Raw genomic sequence first — 15211 nt, forward strand, 5'->3', positions numbered from 1 at the left:
CACCCACCCCCGGACGGGGTATCAACATATCTGGCGTTGACTTTTGGCACGCTGTTGAGTTCTCAAAGAACGGACGCTTCCTTCGAAACCCTCCCAGGCTCCTCCGGGCGCTTCCCTTCGGTGTGTCCCCGACTCTATCAGAGTGTTTCCCCCGACCGTTCCCGGCCGAATTTTCCACATCCAACCCTCTGTCGGAGCAGAGGCCGCCCTCGTCACACCACACATTCACCGGCGATTTCGAACCTGTGACCGTGTGGCGCGCCTTCCGGCGTGTCCACCACTTTACCGCCGATTCCCGCCGACTCAAAATCGAGCCATTCGCATATCTTCCGGGCACGCCGAAAAGACCCCGAACGGGAGACAAGCTTCAGAAATGGACGCCACCGCAAGTGGCAGAAGTGGCCGCCGACGCAGCCTCACGGCCACGCGACAACCCGAAGAACACTACGGAGCCGTAGCTCCTGTGTCAACTCCGATCCCCGGACACGGGGTCGAGGTGGGCCGCGACGCGGTCGAGCAACCTGGTGAGCAGGTCCCCCAGCAGCGCGCGGTCGTCCCCGGACAGGTCCTGGAGGAGGTACTCCTCGAAGGAGGAGGCCTGGCGCATCGCCTGCAACCACTTCTCCCGACCCTCGTCGGTGAGGCCGATGACGACGCGTACCCGGTTCTCCTCGTCGCGCTCCCGGGTGACGAGTCCGTCGGTCACCATGCGGTCGACGCGGTGGGTCATGGCGGCCGGCGTCAGGCCGAGGCGCTTGGCGATCGTCCCCGGCCAGAGCTGGTAGGGCTTGCCGGCCATGACGAGCTCCTTGAGCACCTCCCACTCGGAGCTGCTCAGGCCCAGCGTCGCCAGTTGTCGCCCGTAGGCGACGCCCATGCGCCGGTCGAGCCGGCTCAGTGCGTTGACCACCCGCTCCACCTGCGGGTCCAGGTCCCGGTACTCGCGCTGGTAGATGGCGATCTGCTCGTCCAGGGACGGCTGCCGGTTAGACATGCACGGAGTATGCCACGCCTACTCGCCGACATCGAAGACTTTCACTGCATACTCTTTAGATTCGAAGTCCTCATGTCTCAGGAGTAGCTCCGCCGGCTCCGAGCGGGGAGGGCTCGGACCGTCCCCTCCACCTCGGTCCGACTACCTCGATCCTAGGAAGGTGAGCGTGACCACCGCGACGGGCACGACGTTGCGCCGGATCCAGCTCGGCAACGCGCTGAGTGCGTTCGGCAGCGGCTTCACCGTGCCGTACCTCTTCTTCTACGTCTTCCGAGTGCGGGAACTCGGCCCGGGCACGGCGGGCGTCGTGCTCGCCGTCTTCGCCGTCGAGTCGGCGATGTTCCTGGTGCTGGGCGCCGTCCTGACCACCGTGCGGCTGCCGCGGTCGCCCGGGGTGGTCGAGCCGATACCGGCGGACTCCCGGCAGCCGACCGCCGGATGGCGCGCTCTCGTCTCCGACCGTGCCATGGTCCTGCAGGCCGCCCCGGCCCCTCAGGCCGGCTTCTTGGGGAGCGCGAACTCGCACCACACCGCTTTCCCTCCCCCCGGGGTTCGCCGGGAACCCCAGCAAGAGGCGATGGTGGCCACGATCGAGATGCCGCGCCCCGACTCGTCCACCGGCTCGGCACGGCGGCGCCGAGGCAGGTGCTCGTCGCCGTCCGTCACCTCGATGATCAGACGACGGTCGGTGCGTCGCAGTCGGAGCCGCATGGGCGGAATACCGTGCTGGAGCGAGTTGGCGACGAGTTCACTCGCCGCCAGTACACCGAGGTCGTGGAGTTCGCGAGGGAAGCGCCAGGAGGTGAGGACGCCGGAGGCGAAGGCCCGGGCGCGGGGGGCTGCTTCGACGCCGCCGAGCAGGTCCAGAGCGGCGTTGTGGAAAAGCTCGGCGTCGTGGCCGGTCCGCGCGGGATACTGCGTGACGAGGACCGCGACGTCGTCGTCGTGGGCGGCGGTGATGCCCAGCGCTCGCTGCAGCCGGTCGCAGATGATGTCCGGCGGGCCGACGGCCCCCGCGAACGCGTTCTCCAGGGTTGCCACGCCCTCGTCGATGTCGGCGTCGCGACGCTCGACGAGGCCGTCGGTGTAGAGGACGGCGGTGGCGCCCTCCCCGAACGGGATCGTCCCGGAGGTGTGCGTCCAACCGCCGGTGCCGAGCGGCGGCCCGGTGGGCTCGTCGGCGCGGTGGACCGTGCCCTCCGCGTCCCGGACCAGGATCGGGAGGTGCCCGGCGGAGGAGTAGATCAGCCTGCCCTCGTTCGGGTCGTGCACCGCGTAGACGCAGGTGGCGATCTGACTGGCGTCGATCTCCGCAGCGAGGCCGTCGAGGAGTTGCAGCACTTCGTGCGGGGGCAGATCGAGCCGAGCGTAGGCCCGAACCGCCGTGCGCAGCTGGCCCATGACGGCCGCAGCACGGAGCCCGCGGCCCATCACGTCGCCGATCACCAGCGCGGTACGGCCGGCGCCCAGGGTGATCACGTCGTACCAGTCGCCGCCCACGGCGGCCTCGGTACCGCCGGGTTGGTAGGTTGCGGCCACCCGGAGGTCATCGGGCTGCTCCAGCTCCTGCGGAAGCAGACTGCGTTGCAGGGTGACGGCGGCCTCGCGCTGGCGGGCCTCGCTGACCCGCAGCCGCTCCGCGGACTCGACCTGGTCGGTCACCTCGGCGGCGAACACGAGCACGCCCCGGCCGCCGGGGTGGGTGCCCGCTTTCGCGCGCGTCCGGCCGAAGGGCGTCCGGCCGCCGGGTTCGCCCCGGCTCTCGGCGGGGACGGCGGCGTGCGCCGCGGAAGCGCCGTCCCGCCCCGCGGCTTCCCCGCTGGGTCCCTGGACGGAGAGGTCGATGGGAGTGCAGGTGAAAGTGTAGTAGCTGTGCTTGTGGTTGCCCGGGACGCGGCGTGCCTTGACGGTGCGGGGGGTGCCGCTGCGCAGGACCTGGTCCATCAAAGGCATGAGCCCCAGCTCGACGAGTTCCGGGAGCGCGTCCCTGGCCGGGGTTCCGCCGGTGCGAGGCCCGAAGGTCCGGGCGTAGGCGTCGTTGACGTAGGCGATGCGGTGCTCGGCTCCCTGGACCACGGCGACGAGCGCGGGCACCTGGTCCAGCAGTCCGTGGACGGAGAGGCCTTCGATGCCGGGCTCCGCCACCTCGCGTTCCCGGTCGGTGCCGCGTTGCTCGGCGCGTGCGGGTGGGACCTCCCGGCCGGTGGTCGCTACGGCTTCGGCGGTCTGCTCCGCTCGCGCGGCGGCGGTACGGCGTTGCGTACCGGGCAGGCGTGCGCTCCAGCGCGTGAAGTTCACTGCGGTTCGGATCCGATTCTGCTGGGAGTCGGCGGGCAGAGCGGGGGGTTGTGCTCGTGCTGTTCCATACGCTCTCGTAGGGGGTTTCGGGTGTGGCGAGGGGTCTGCTCGGCGGGACGCTGCCGGTGGAGCACGGGGGCGGCCTCCCCGCTCCGGTGACGCACGGGTGGGGAGGACGCACCCATCGTCACATGTCCAGTGTGGCTGACGGCACTGACATCCTCAGCGCTGCTCCGGGCGCGGGACGTCGCCGACGGCGATCTCGAACTCTGCTCGGGGGTGTTCCAGGGAGCCCAGGGAGACGATCTCCCGCTTGAAGAACCCGGCGAGGGTCCATTCGGCGAGCACCCGGGCCTTGCGGTTGAAGGTCGGCACCCGGCTGAGGTGGTACAGGCGGTGCATGAGCCAGGCAGGGTAGCCCTTCAGCTTGCGTCCGTACACCCTGGCCACACCTTTGTGCAGTCCGAGCGACGCCACCGAGCCGGCGTAGGCGTGCCGGTAGGGCGTCAGCTCGCCGCCGCGCAGGGAGGTGACGAGGTTGTCGCTCAGGCGCCTGGCCTGGCGTACGGCGTGCTGGGCGTTGGGGGCGCACTCCCGGTCCGGTTCCCCGGCGCTGAGATCGGGCACCGCCGCCGCGTCCCCGCCCGCCCAGGCGCGCTCGGTGCCGGCGATCCGGAGCGTCGGCTCGCAGCGCAGGCGGCCGCGTTCGTTGCGCGGCAGGTCGCTGGCCGCGAGCACCGGGTGGGGTTTCACACCGGCGGTCCACACCAGGGTCCGGCACGGATGGCGCGAGCCGTCCCCGAGTTGCGCCACCCGGCCCTCGCACGACTCGAGCCGGGTCCCCAGCCGCACGTCGATGTTGCGACCGCGCAGTTCCCGCACCGCGTAGCGGCCCATCTCCTCACCCACTTCGGGGAGGATCCGGTCGGTGGCCTCGACAAGGATCCACTTCTGCTCCTCGGGGCGGATGTTGTGGTAGTACCGGCAGGCGTACCGGGCCATGTCCTCCAGCTCGGCGAGTGCCTCGACCCCCGCGTATCCGCCGCCCACGAAAACGAAGGTGAGGGCCGCGTCCCGGATGTCGGGGTCGCGGGTGGAGGAGGCGATGTCGAGCTGTTCGAGGACGTGGTTGCGCAGCCCGATGGCCTCCTCGACCGTCTTGAAGCCGATGCCGAAGTCGGCGAGCCCCGGCACGGGGAGGGTGCGCGACACGGAGCCGGGGGCGAGGACCAGCTCGTCGTAGGCGAGCTGGAGGGGTTCGCCGCCCTCCTGCTCGGTGGCCGGTGTCTCGACGGTGGCCACGCGTCGGGCATGGTCGATCTCCTTGGCCTCGCCGACGAGGACGCGGCACTGCGGGAGCACTCGGCGAAGCGGCACCACGACGTGCCGGGGCGAGATCGAGCCGGCGGCAGCCTCGGGCAGGAAGGGCTGGTAGGTCATGTAGGGCTCGGGCGACACGACGGTGATCTCGACGCCGCCCCGGCCTCCCTCGGCGGCTCTCAGCTCCTGCTTGAGCTTCTTCTGGAGCCGCAGGGCGGTATACATGCCCACATAGCCCCCTCCGATCACCAGCACGCGCGTCGGTTCGTTCTCCACCTTCGACCCCTGTCCGTCCGTCACCCCTCCATGACGCACCCCGCAGTGGACGTTTGTCCACAGGTCCGCAGGATCGTGTGACTGGAGGAGTGAAGCGCTCCGGATATGGCCCGATTCCGACTGGCACGGAGAAAGCCCAGGTCATGGCGGCCGAACGGGTGAACGGGAGGGTTCGAATCGGGACAGAAACCGGATGTACTCCGATCGGGGGCAGTCACGGTGAAGCCCGCCCCTTCTCTCGTGCCCGAGGCTGAACTATGTTCGTAGTCAGTCGGTCGCAGGGGGTTGCCCCAGCGGGTCCGACCCACGACGGGGAGTCTCCGGGGGGAGACGGTCATGACCGGGGGAACACGTATGCGCACTCACAGCATCAATGGCGTCCACGACCTTCAGGACACGTCGAACGGCGTCGGTTCCGTCGCGCTGGACAGCGCGGTCGGCAACGGACGAGGGGCGCCGCTTCGGGTCGACGCCCAGCGCAACCTGGAACACGTCCTGCGCGCCGCTCGCGAGGTGTTCGGGGAGCTGGGCTACGGCGCGCCCATGGAGGACGTCGCCCGGCGGGCCAAGGTCGGCGTCGGAACGGTCTATCGCCGCTTCCCGAGCAAGAACGCCCTGGTGCGTCGGATAGCGCTGGAGGAGACGGCCCGGCTGACCGAGCAGGCCCGAGCTGCTCTCACCCATGAGGACCAGCCGTGGTCGGCGCTCTGCCGGTTCCTGCGGACGTCGGTGTCCTCGGGCGCGGGCCGTCTGTTGCCACCGCGAGTGCTGCGGGCCGAGGCAGGGACCGAGGGAGCAGGGGCGGCCGAGACCGCCGACCCTCGGGTGCCGCAGCAGCGCCAGCCCGGGGAGGCCAAAGGAACCGCAGAGGAAGTTCCGTGGGCCGGGCCCGGCGCGATGGACCCGGTTTCCCACGGGGACGGACCGGTGCCGCCCCCTGCCTCGCAGTCGGGGGCGGGGCCCGAGGAGCGGAGCGCCTCGGCGCGAGAAGCCGAGGGCGGCGCTGCGGACGCCGGTGCGGCGGAGCTGCTCGACATGGTCGGGCAGCTGGTGGAGCGAGCACGGGAGTCGGGCTCCTTGCGACCGGACGTGACGGTCTCCGACGTGCTGCTGGTGATAGCCACCGCGGCTCCCTGCCTGCCGGACGCCGTCCAGCAGGCGGAGGCTTCGTCCCGGTTGCTGGACCTCCTGCTGGACGGGCTGCGGGCCCGGCCCGGCGCCGGGACACCGAGCACTCAGTAGCGCGCCGTTGACCGCTCACCCCAACGAGTGAACAGCAGGGCTCCCCAGTGCGAAACCCCCCGAAGGAGTGATTGCCGGGCAGCGGTGGGATCGGGTCGTCCACTCTGTGTCACTCTTTGGCGGTGGCTGGTTGTGACAGTGCATACAGGGGCTTCCGCTATGAGTGATGAGGGGCCGAACGTGTCGCGCGGAGATGGCGCTGGGCAGAACCGGGACGGAGCGGTGTCCCCCAAGGTCCCCGGTCAGGGGGGCCGCAACCGCGATACCTCCGCTGCCGCACGGGAGCAGGCCGAGCCACCGTCCTCCGAGGTAACGCAGTCGGTGCCGCAGCAGCGTGCCGGGAGGGGCGGTTCGACCGGCACCACCGGCCGCTCGGGGCAGAAGGACTTCGAGCCCGGAGCCTCACCGGCCCCGGATTCGGGTTCCGGGACAGTGGATCCCCGGGGTCCGGGTCCGGACCCGGAAGGCAGCGGCCCCGGGAACACCGCCCTGCCAGCCGCGGAGCCCGCGACGGCGGAGCCCGCGGCGGCCGGGCCGGCAGGTGAGTCCGCGAGAGCCAGAGCGGCAGACGCAGCGCGGGAGGCTTCGCCCGCCGACGGCCCGGGGGCGGGCGACTCCGCTGCCGGGGCGAGCGACGGACCGGGCAGCGACACCGAACTGGTGTCCCGTATCCGTAGCGGGGACACCGAGGCGTACGACGAGCTCTACCGTCGGCACGCGGAGGGTGTCCGCCGGTACGCCCGCGGCTGCTGCCGCGACGCGGACACCGCGGACGACCTCACCAACGAGGTCTTCGCCCGCACCCTCCAAGCGGTGCGCGGCGGCCGGGGTCCGGACACCGCGGTACGTGCCTACCTGCTGACCGCGGTGCGGCACGCGGCGGCGGCCTGGGGAAAGACGGCGAAGCGCGAACACCTGGTCGAGGACTTCGCGCTGTTCGCCACCTCCGCGGCCGGCTCGCAGGCCAGTGACGAGGACACCCTGGAGCTCGGCGCGGACGTCCGCGCCATGTACGAGGCCGAGCAGTCGATGGTGGTGCAGGCATTCCGCACACTGCCGGAACGCTGGCAGGCGGTCCTGTGGCACACCACAGTGGAGGACTCATCGCCGCAGGACGTGGCTCCGCTGCTGGGGCTCACCGCCAACGCCACCTCCGTGCTGGCGCACCGGGCCCGTGAGGGGCTGAAGCAGGCCTACCTGCAGGCCCACGTGAGCCTGTCGCTGACCACCGGCGGCGACTGCGCGCGCTACGCGGACCGGTTGGGTGCCTTCGCCCGCGGCGGGCTGCGCATACGGGCCGAGCGGGGGCTGCGCAAACATCTGGAGGAATGCGCGAACTGCCGCAGCGCCGCCCTGGAGGTCAGCGACGTCAACGAGCGGCTGCGGGTGCTGCTGCCGGTGGCGGTGATCGGCTGGTTCGCCGCGACGTACTCCGTCAAGACGGCCGGCATCGTGGGCGGTGTCGGTGCCGCGTCGGCGGGGGGCTCGGCGGCCGCGGCGGCCGGCGGCAAGGCCGGAGCGGGCGGAGCCGCCTCGGAGGGCTTCGGCGCCCCCGCGAAGGCCGGCATCGCGGCGAGTGCGGTGACCGCTGCGGCCGCCGCGGTGGCCCTGATCCTCGCGCTCACGGGCAGTACGGACCACAGTGAGCCCCCGCCCCCGCAGGCCCAGCCGTCCACCGCGGTCGAGCCCTCGCCCTCCCCACCGGAGGAGCCCGAGCCGCCGGCCGCCCCGGCGCCCGCTCCTCCCTCGCAATCGGCCCCGCCGGTCGAGGAACCGCCCGCCGAGCCGGAGCCGACCCCCACGCCCCCGCCCTCCAGCCCACCGGAACGGCGGGAACCGCCGCCGAGCCCGACGCCCGCTCCTTCCGAACCGTCCTCGCCCCCTCCGAGTCCCCCGTCCTCCCCGCCCGCTCCAGCACCTCCGGTCCCGGAGGTGTACCAGGTCAGCCGACTCGCCTACGACCTGCTCGGAGCGGACGACGAACCGGCGGTGCGGATCGGCGAGAGCTCCTGGATGTGGCAGCGCTCCGGTCTGCGCATCGGCGGCACCCGCTACGGCCACGGTGTGACGGTGCAGGCGTCCTCCTCCCTGGTGATCGACCTCAACCGCGCGTGCGAGTCGTACGAGGCGGTCGCCGGGGTCGACGACCTGACGGCGGGGCTGGGCGCGGTGCGCTTCTCGGTGCTCGGGGACGGCCGGGAGCTGTGGCGTTCGCCCGTCGCCCGCGGCGGAGAACGGGCGCTGCCCGTGAGCGTTCCGCTGGCCGGGGTGCGGACGATGCGTCTGGTGGTCGAGCCGAGCACGCCGTTCGGCGACGTGGCTCTGGGCGACTGGGCCGAGTCAGTCATCCGCTGCCGCTGACCGACCCCCGCGCGATGCGCAGCGACCACCGGTGACGCATCACGCGGACCCGGCCTCCACCTCATCCGTCCCGGACACACCCCGTCCCTCCCACGCACACCCCATCCATCCCGGACACCTCCTCAGCACCACGCGCCTCCTCCCATGCGCCTCCGGACACCACGCACGCCTGCGGTCGGCCCCCGGAACGGCACCGGAACGCACCGGGAGTCCTCAGGGGTCCTCGGCGCGGCAGAGAGGCACCGCAGCCGATCAGAGGGCCTGGCGAGGCGGAACCCCCGCGGCGACCGCCCGCTGACGGGGTGCGGAGGAGCCCGTCCAGCAGGTGCCCCGACGCACCATCAGCCGGCGCAGCCAGAGCTCCATCGAGACCAGTTCCGCGATGCCGTCCAGCGGCAGCGGCTCGCCCTCGGCGGCCGCCCGGAGGGCCTTGCGGACGACGCGGGCCTCGATGAGCCCCGCGTCCGCGAGCAGCGGGGCGTCGAAGAGAGCGAGGAGTTCGTCGAGTGCGTTGCGCAGCCCGGCGCGGACGGCGGCGAGTTGGGCCGCATGGGAGGTGGCGCCCCAGCCCGGTGGCAGCTCGTGGATCCCGGCCCCGTCCAGGACGGTCCTCAGCACCGCGGCCCGGGCCCCCGGCTGGACGCGCAGCGCTTCGGGGAGTTCGAGCGCGGCCCGGACCACCTGGTTGTCCAGGAAGGGTGCGTGCAGGCGCTGGTGGGGGATACCCGCGGCCTGTTCCAGCACCCGGTAGTCGGCGGCCTGCCGGGCCAGAGCGTTCCGGGCCCGGCGGACGCCCGGACGGGTGCTGAGGCCGTTGTCGCCGCGCATGGCCGCGGCCTCCAGCCGAACCGATACTTCAGCGAGGGTCTCGCCGGTCAGCCAGCGGGCGGCGGGGCCCGGTCGGCACCAGGTGAGGGCGGCCAGCGAGGCGGGCAGGGCGCGCTCGGACGCGTCCTCGGGGCCGGCGGCGACCGCGGCGTCCCGCATCCGGCGGGCGGCGAGGCTGACGCCCTCGCGATAGGAGGTCCGGGCGAGGCGGCGGGCCGCACGGTAGACCGTCCAGGGGACGAGCATCGCGCGGCCCCGGGCGCCGTCGGCCAGGGCGAGGGCGGCGGTGGGTCTGACGATCTGGCGCCGGCGGCGGTCCATCAGCAGGTCGGCGAGCCGGGCCGGGTGGGCGTCCAGCACCTGGCGGGCACCGAAACCGATGAGGTGGTCGGCGCTGCCTGCCGACAGGCGGCGACGGTGCCGCTCGGCGAGGACGAGGGAGGGCCCCGGTTCGTCGGTGAGAGTGATGTTCTCCAGGTCCGCGTAGGGCAGCGCCTCCTCTCCGGCCGCGACGACGACATGGTGCAGCCGCGGGTCGGCGGCGACCGCGTGCGCGCGTTCGAGTTCGGCCTGCCGCGCCGCGTCGCCGTTGCCGGTCAGGTCGTTGAAGGTGACGGCGAGCAGTCGCTGTCCGGCGCTCGTCCCGGAGGCTCCGAAGACGGTCCCGGGGACGCCGGGCAGACCGGCTGCGAGGAGGGCGAGGGTGGAGGAGGCGGAGCCGCCGGACAGGTCGGCGCCGATGCCGGGGGAGGGCCTGCCGCGCCGGGCGGCGGGACCCACGCCGGGAATCGGGCCGGGGTCAAGGGTGTCGGTGGCCGGTCCGTCGCCGTTCTCGTCGGGAACGTGCCGGGGGGCGGAAAGCCGGACCCGGACCGCTTCGACGAGGGCGTCCCGCACACCGGCGGCAGCTTTGTCCGCCTCGACCGGGGGTGCGGCGACCACGGTGGGGACGGCGGGCTCGTAGCTGGCGATCTCCCGGGCCCCGCCCTCGCGCAGGATGAGCGCGTGTCCGGGCGGCACCCTTCGGACGCCCGCGTAGGGGGTTCCGTCGCCGGTGGCCTCCGGGGCGTCCGGAGCGGCGAGGAGTGCGGCGAGGTGGGGAACGTCGAGCTGCGCCTCGATCAGGTCGGCGAGCGGCAGCGCCGCGGTGGCGTAGGCGGTGCCGCCGGCCCAGGGGGTGTGGAAGACGGGACGGGCGCCGGCGAGGTCGGTGGTGACGACCACCCGGCGGCCGATCCGGGCGACGGCGGTGTAGGAGCCGGGCCATGCGGTGAGGTGACGGATGGCGCCGCCGCGGGCGGCGAAGAGCCCGACGCGCAGTTGCTCGTCCCGTGCCCCGCAGCAGCCGAAGACCGCGAGTCTGGTGCCCGGTTCGGCCTCGATGACACGGACCTCGTCCGCGCGCCAGTCGCCCACCGCCCACAGGGGGTCGGGGTCGCCCCAGAGTTGCTGGGCGCCGACGGGGTGCAGGTTCCGTCCGGAGACCTGAGCGTTTCCCGCGGCGGTGCTGCTCCAGCCCACCAGCCACCGCATCGATGCCGCCTCCGCCCGTCGCTCCTCGCCCGCACCTGCTGTGCCGCGTGCCGTTCCGGTGCTCTTCGGGCCAATGCTGCCACGAGACGGTGGTGAGGGCGGCGCGAAGGGGGCGCACGAATGCGCGTGTTCGGCAGCAGGGTGGGTGAAGGGGCTCGGAACCAAACAGCGAGATTCGGCCAACCTGGTTGCTTTGCCACGCTGTCGGGGGCAGTGAGTCGGTCAGCCACACGCCGGTTCGGAACCGGTCGGAGCCGGACGGCGTGCGGGGTGACGCAGGGTGCACGACGGTCCGGGAGGCGCTGCCGCCTCCCGGACCGGGCCGCCGTCCGCGGGGAATGCAACGGCGGTATTCCCCCAGCCCACTGGTTCCACCACAGCGGGCCGACCCACGCACTCGGTATGCAACCGCGCGGACGCCTCCTCGCACAGAGCGCACGGACGGGCGCACGACCACACGACGGGGGCACAGTTTCCAGCCGCCGAACGTCGGCTACGCGCCCCGGACGGCGCGTCGGTCCGCTCCGGGGGCGCGCACACGGGCAGAGACGAATCCCGCCATCCGGCAAGCCTCCCCTTAACGGTAGGGATGCGGCGAACTACGCTGGGTTCACGAATGCCCCGAGCATGTTCCACCGTGCTGCCGGGCAGCCGTCGGTGTGTGTCAGGGGTGCGCATGTCCAGGGAGCCACGCGGAGCGAACGAGAAGCTCGGAACTGTTCTCGCACTAGCCGGGATCAGCAACGCCGGCCTTGCCAGGAGGGTCAACGACCTGGGGGCCCAGCGTGGATTGACACTGCGCTACGACAAGACCTCGGTGGCCCGGTGGGTCTCCAAGGGCATGGTCCCGCAGGGTGCGGCACCGCATCTCATCGCCGCGGCCATCGGCAGCAAGCTGGGCCGGCCGGTGCCGCTGTACGAGATCGGGCTCGCGGACGCCGACCCGGCGCCCGAGATCGGCCTGATCTTTCCGCGTGACGTCGGTTCGGCGGTGAAGGCGGCAACGGACCTCTACCGGCTGGATCTCGCCGGTCGCCGCGGGAACGGAAGCATCTGGCAGTCGCTGGCCGGATCCTTCGCCGTGAGCGCATATGCAACTCCGGCGTCCCGCTGGCTGATATCCCCGGCCGACAGCTCGGTGGCGCGGGACGCCGGCGCGGCTGCCGCGGCCGGTGAGGCCGCGCAACCGATGCGGGTGGGCCACAGCGACGTGTCCAAGCTGCGCGAGGCCGCGGCCGAGGCACGCCGCTGGGACTCCAAGTACGGGGGCGGGGACTGGCGTTCGTCGATGGTGCCGGAGTGCCTGCGGGTCGACGCGGCGCCGCTGCTGCTGGGCGCGTACTCCGACGAGGTCGGCCGTGCGCTGTTCGGGGCGACGGCCGAACTGACCAGGCTGGCCGGGTGGATGGCGTTCGACACCGGGCAGCAGGAGGCGGCGCAGCGCTATTACATCCAGGCGCTGCGGCTGGCCAGGGCCGCCGCGGACGTACCGCTCGGCGGATACGTCCTGGCATCGATGTCACTGCAGGCGACCTACCGCGGCTTCTCCGACGAGGGGGTCGACCTCGCGCAGGCGGCACTGGAACGCAACCGGAGCGTGGCCACCGCCCGGGTCATGAGCTTCTTCCACCTCGTGGAAGCCCGCGCCCACGCCAAGGCGAACGACCCGGCGGCCTGCGGTACGGCGCTGGCCGCGGCGGAGGGCTGGCTGGAACGATCCAGGAAGGGCGATCCGGACCCGAGCTGGCTCGACTTCTACTCGTACGAGCGGCTCGCCGCGGACGCCGCAGAGTGCTACCGGGACCTCAAGGCGCCGCGGCAGGTACGGCGGTTCACCCAGCAGGCGCTGTCCCGGCCGACGGAGGAGTTCGTGCGCTCGCACGGTCTGCGTCTGGTGGTCTCGGCCGTGGCGGAGCTGGAGTCCGGCAACCTGGACGCGGCCTGCGCCGCCGGAGTACTGGCCGTCGAGGTGGCCGGCCGGATCTCCTCGGTGCGCACCACCGAGTACGTGCGGGACCTGCTCCACCGGCTGGAGCCGTACGGGGACGAGCCGCAGGTCGCGGAGTTGCGCGAAAAGGCACGTCCACTGCTGGTCACCCCCGCCTGAACCACCGCACGCCCCGGCACACCGCTGCGGACCGACGGCGCGCCCGAGTCCCCGCGGGCAGCCCGGCTGCTCGTCCTGTCGGTGGCGGCACCCATCATGGTTCCGTGGTGTCGGTGAGGGAGAGCGGACAGGGCCGCCGCGGCGGCCGGAGGTACGACTGCGACGTACTGGTGGTCGGCGGCGGGATCGTCGGGCTGTCCACCGCGTACGCACTGACCAGGGTCAGGCCGGGCGCCCGGGTCACGGTGCTGGAGAAGGAGGACGCGCTCTCCCGCCACCAGACGGGCCGGAACAGCGGCGTCGTCCACAGCGGCATCTACTACCGTCCGGGCTCGCTCAAGGCGCGCTTCGCGGTGCAGGGCGCGGCGGAGCTGATGGCCTTCTGCGCCGAGCAGGGGCTTCCGCACCGGCTGACCGGCAAGCTCGTCGTCGCCACCGAGCGCCGCGAGCTCCCCCGGCTGCATGCGCTGGCCCAGCGCGGTCGGCGCAACGGCATCCCGGTCCGGGAGCTGGGGCCGTGCCAGATCAGCGCACACGAGCCGGCCGTCCGCGCTCTGGCCGCCGTCCGGGTCGGCACCACGGGGGTCTGCGACTACCCGGCCGTCGCGGCCCGTATGGCGGAACTCGCCTGCGACGCCGGGGCCCGGATGCGGCTGGGCTCCCGGGTGGAGGTGATCGACCGCCGGGAGGGGGTGGGCGTCGCGGTGCGCACCTCGGACGGCACCGTGCTGCGCGGCCGTGCGCTGGTGAACTGCGCCGGGCTGCACAGCGACCGCATCGCCGACCTGGCCGGGGATCCGCCGCCCGCGCGGATCATCCCGTTCCGCGGCGAGTACTGCACCCTGTCCGCGGAGCGTTCCCCGCTCGTGCGCGGTCTGGTGTACCCGGTCCCCGACCCCGCCTTCCCGTTCCTCGGTGTGCATCTGACCCGCGGCTTGGACGACGAGGTCCACATCGGTCCCAGCGCCGTACCGGCCCTCGCCCGCGAGGGGTACCGCCGCGGGCTTCCCGGCCGGGGCGAACTGGCCGACCTGGCCGGCACACTGCGCTGGCCCGGAGCGTGGCGGACGGCGGCCGGGAACTGGCGGTACGGCGCCGGGGAGCTGCACCGCTCGTTCTCCCGCCGCGCCTTCGCGGCAGCCGTCCGGCGGCTGCTGCCGGAGGTCGAGGAGGAGGACCTCCGGCCGGCTCCGGCGGGCGTCCGGGCGCAGGCGGTGCTGCGGGACGGCACCCTCGTGGACGACTTCCTGATCACCGAGGCCCCGCACACCGTCCACGTGCTCAACGCGCCCTCGCCCGCGGCGACCGCGTCTCTGCCGATCGGACGGGAGGTCGCCCGGCGGGTGGTCGCCGGGCTCGACCTCTGAGCGGGGCGCTCCGGGGCCGCCCCTGCGGATTCGAGCAGCCGACGGGACGGCATAAACTGGCCGCACTGTGTCCGAGAAGAAACCCGCACCCGAGAGAACCCCGATGTTCGCCCCCGGCACCGGGCCGACCGCTGATCCCGCCGGTGCGCACCACCACCGCCGGATCCGGAGCTTCCAGCCCCGACGAAGCCGCGTCACGCACGCCCAGCGCCAGGCGATCCATCGGCACTGGCCGAGCTGGGGGCTCGACGTGGACGGCACGCACGTGCTGGACCCCGACTCCCTCTTCGACCCGCTTCCGGTCGGCGCGCCGATCGTGCTGGAGGTCGGCTTCGGCATGGGCGAGGCGACCGCCACGATGGCCGCAGCCGAGCCCGGCACAGGCATCCTGGCCGTCGACGTGCACACCCCCGGCCAGGGGAACCTGCTGCGGCTGGCCCACCGGGACGGGCTGACCAACGTCCGGGTGGCGAACGGCGACGCGATGATCCTGCTGCGCGAGATGCTGCCCCCGTCCTGCCTCGACGGGGTGCGGGTCTTCTTCCCCGACCCGTGGCCGAAGACCCGGCACCACAAGCGCCGGATCATCCAGCCGGAGTTCCTCGACATCGCCGCACCAAGGCTGAAGCCCGGGGCGTTGCTGCACTGTGCGACCGACTGGGAGCCGTATGCCGAGCACATGCGGGAGGTCCTCACCGCGCACCGCGCGTTCGAGAACACCCAGCCGGACGGCGGCTTCACCCCTCGGCCCGGCTTCCGCCCCCGGACCCGCTTCGAGGGCCAGGGACTCGACAAGGGCCACCGGGTCCGCGACCTGATCTTCCGCCGCCGACCGACCGACCCGCCCGCGGACGGCTGACCTCCGCCGGACGGCTGAGCCCCGCC

Annotated in this window: 9 protein-coding genes and 1 pseudogene; 6 read left to right on the forward strand and 4 right to left on the reverse strand. The window is 72.8% G+C overall.

Annotated elements, in window-relative coordinates:
* Positions 1-466: 466 nt before the first annotated feature.
* Positions 467-994 carry a MarR family transcriptional regulator gene (locus tag H300_RS0118365; RefSeq protein ID WP_028428594.1) on the reverse strand — a complete coding sequence of 176 codons (528 nt, stop codon included), beginning with the start codon at positions 992-994 and terminating at the stop codon, positions 467-469.
* A 166-nt stretch (positions 995-1160) separates the two neighbouring features.
* Here H300_RS0118365 and H300_RS32560 point away from each other — a divergent pair.
* Positions 1161-1326 (forward strand): annotated as a pseudogene (locus H300_RS32560) (MFS transporter); the annotation flags it as partial.
* Positions 1327-1486: 160 nt separating this feature from the next.
* Here H300_RS32560 and H300_RS0118375 read toward each other — a convergent pair.
* Positions 1487-3292: a SpoIIE family protein phosphatase gene (locus tag H300_RS0118375; protein WP_028428596.1), complete on the reverse strand. Its 1806-nt coding sequence runs from the start codon at positions 3290-3292 to the stop codon at positions 1487-1489.
* Positions 3293-3514: 222 nt separating this feature from the next.
* Entirely contained in the window at positions 3515-4912 is a 1398-nt protein-coding gene (locus H300_RS0118380; RefSeq protein WP_078516120.1) for an NAD(P)/FAD-dependent oxidoreductase, read from the reverse strand.
* Positions 4913-5242: 330 nt separating this feature from the next.
* On the opposite strand from H300_RS0118380, the gene H300_RS0118385 reads away from it, so the two are divergent.
* Both H300_RS0118385 and H300_RS27695 read left to right on the forward strand, forming a co-directional pair.
* Positions 5243-6130, forward strand: a complete 888-nt coding sequence (locus H300_RS0118385) for a TetR/AcrR family transcriptional regulator (protein WP_037980947.1) — start codon at positions 5243-5245, stop codon at positions 6128-6130.
* Between the two features lie 159 nt (positions 6131-6289).
* Positions 6290-8491 (forward strand): sigma-70 family RNA polymerase sigma factor, encoded by a 2202-nt coding sequence (locus H300_RS27695; RefSeq protein WP_078516122.1) that lies wholly within the window; start codon positions 6290-6292, stop codon positions 8489-8491.
* A 252-nt stretch (positions 8492-8743) separates the two neighbouring features.
* Here H300_RS27695 and H300_RS0118395 read toward each other — a convergent pair whose 3' ends face one another.
* The gene (locus tag H300_RS0118395) at positions 8744-10852 is read right to left on the reverse strand and encodes an asparagine synthase-related protein (protein ID WP_028428599.1); all 2109 of its coding nucleotides are present in this window, start codon (positions 10850-10852) and stop codon (positions 8744-8746) included.
* 676 nt (positions 10853-11528) lie between these two features.
* On the opposite strand from H300_RS0118395, the gene H300_RS0118400 reads away from it, so the two are divergent.
* The 3 genes from H300_RS0118400 to trmB all read left to right on the forward strand — a co-directional run bounded on the left by H300_RS0118400 (position 11529) and on the right by trmB (position 15185).
* Complete coding sequence (locus H300_RS0118400) at positions 11529-12959, forward strand: NsdA family TPR-like regulatory protein (protein WP_028428600.1); 1431 nt, start codon at positions 11529-11531, stop codon at positions 12957-12959.
* A gap of 104 nt (positions 12960-13063) precedes the next feature.
* Entirely contained in the window at positions 13064-14326 is a 1263-nt protein-coding gene (gene lhgO / locus H300_RS0118405) for an L-2-hydroxyglutarate oxidase (protein ID WP_486583935.1), read from the forward strand.
* Between the two features lie 103 nt (positions 14327-14429).
* Positions 14430-15185 carry a tRNA (guanosine(46)-N7)-methyltransferase TrmB gene (gene trmB / locus H300_RS27700; protein ID WP_078516123.1) on the forward strand — a complete coding sequence of 252 codons (756 nt, stop codon included), beginning with the start codon at positions 14430-14432 and terminating at the stop codon, positions 15183-15185.
* Positions 15186-15211: the final 26 nt, after the last annotated feature.

It is taken from the genome of Streptomyces sp. TAA040, assembly GCF_000424845.1.

Coding starts and splice junctions, on each gene's coding strand:
- trmB (WP_078516123.1), top strand. CDS start 14,430: ATGTTCGCCCCCGGCACCGGGCCGACCGCTGATCCCGCCGGTGCGCAC.
- H300_RS0118385 (WP_037980947.1), top strand. CDS start 5,243: ATGCGCACTCACAGCATCAATGGCGTCCACGACCTTCAGGACACGTCG.
- H300_RS0118395 (WP_028428599.1), bottom strand. CDS start 10,852: ATGCGGTGGCTGGTGGGCTGGAGCAGCACCGCCGCGGGAAACGCTCAG.
- H300_RS27695 (WP_078516122.1), top strand. CDS start 6,290: ATGAGTGATGAGGGGCCGAACGTGTCGCGCGGAGATGGCGCTGGGCAG.
- H300_RS0118365 (WP_028428594.1), bottom strand. CDS start 994: ATGTCTAACCGGCAGCCGTCCCTGGACGAGCAGATCGCCATCTACCAG.
- H300_RS0118400 (WP_028428600.1), top strand. CDS start 11,529: ATGTCCAGGGAGCCACGCGGAGCGAACGAGAAGCTCGGAACTGTTCTC.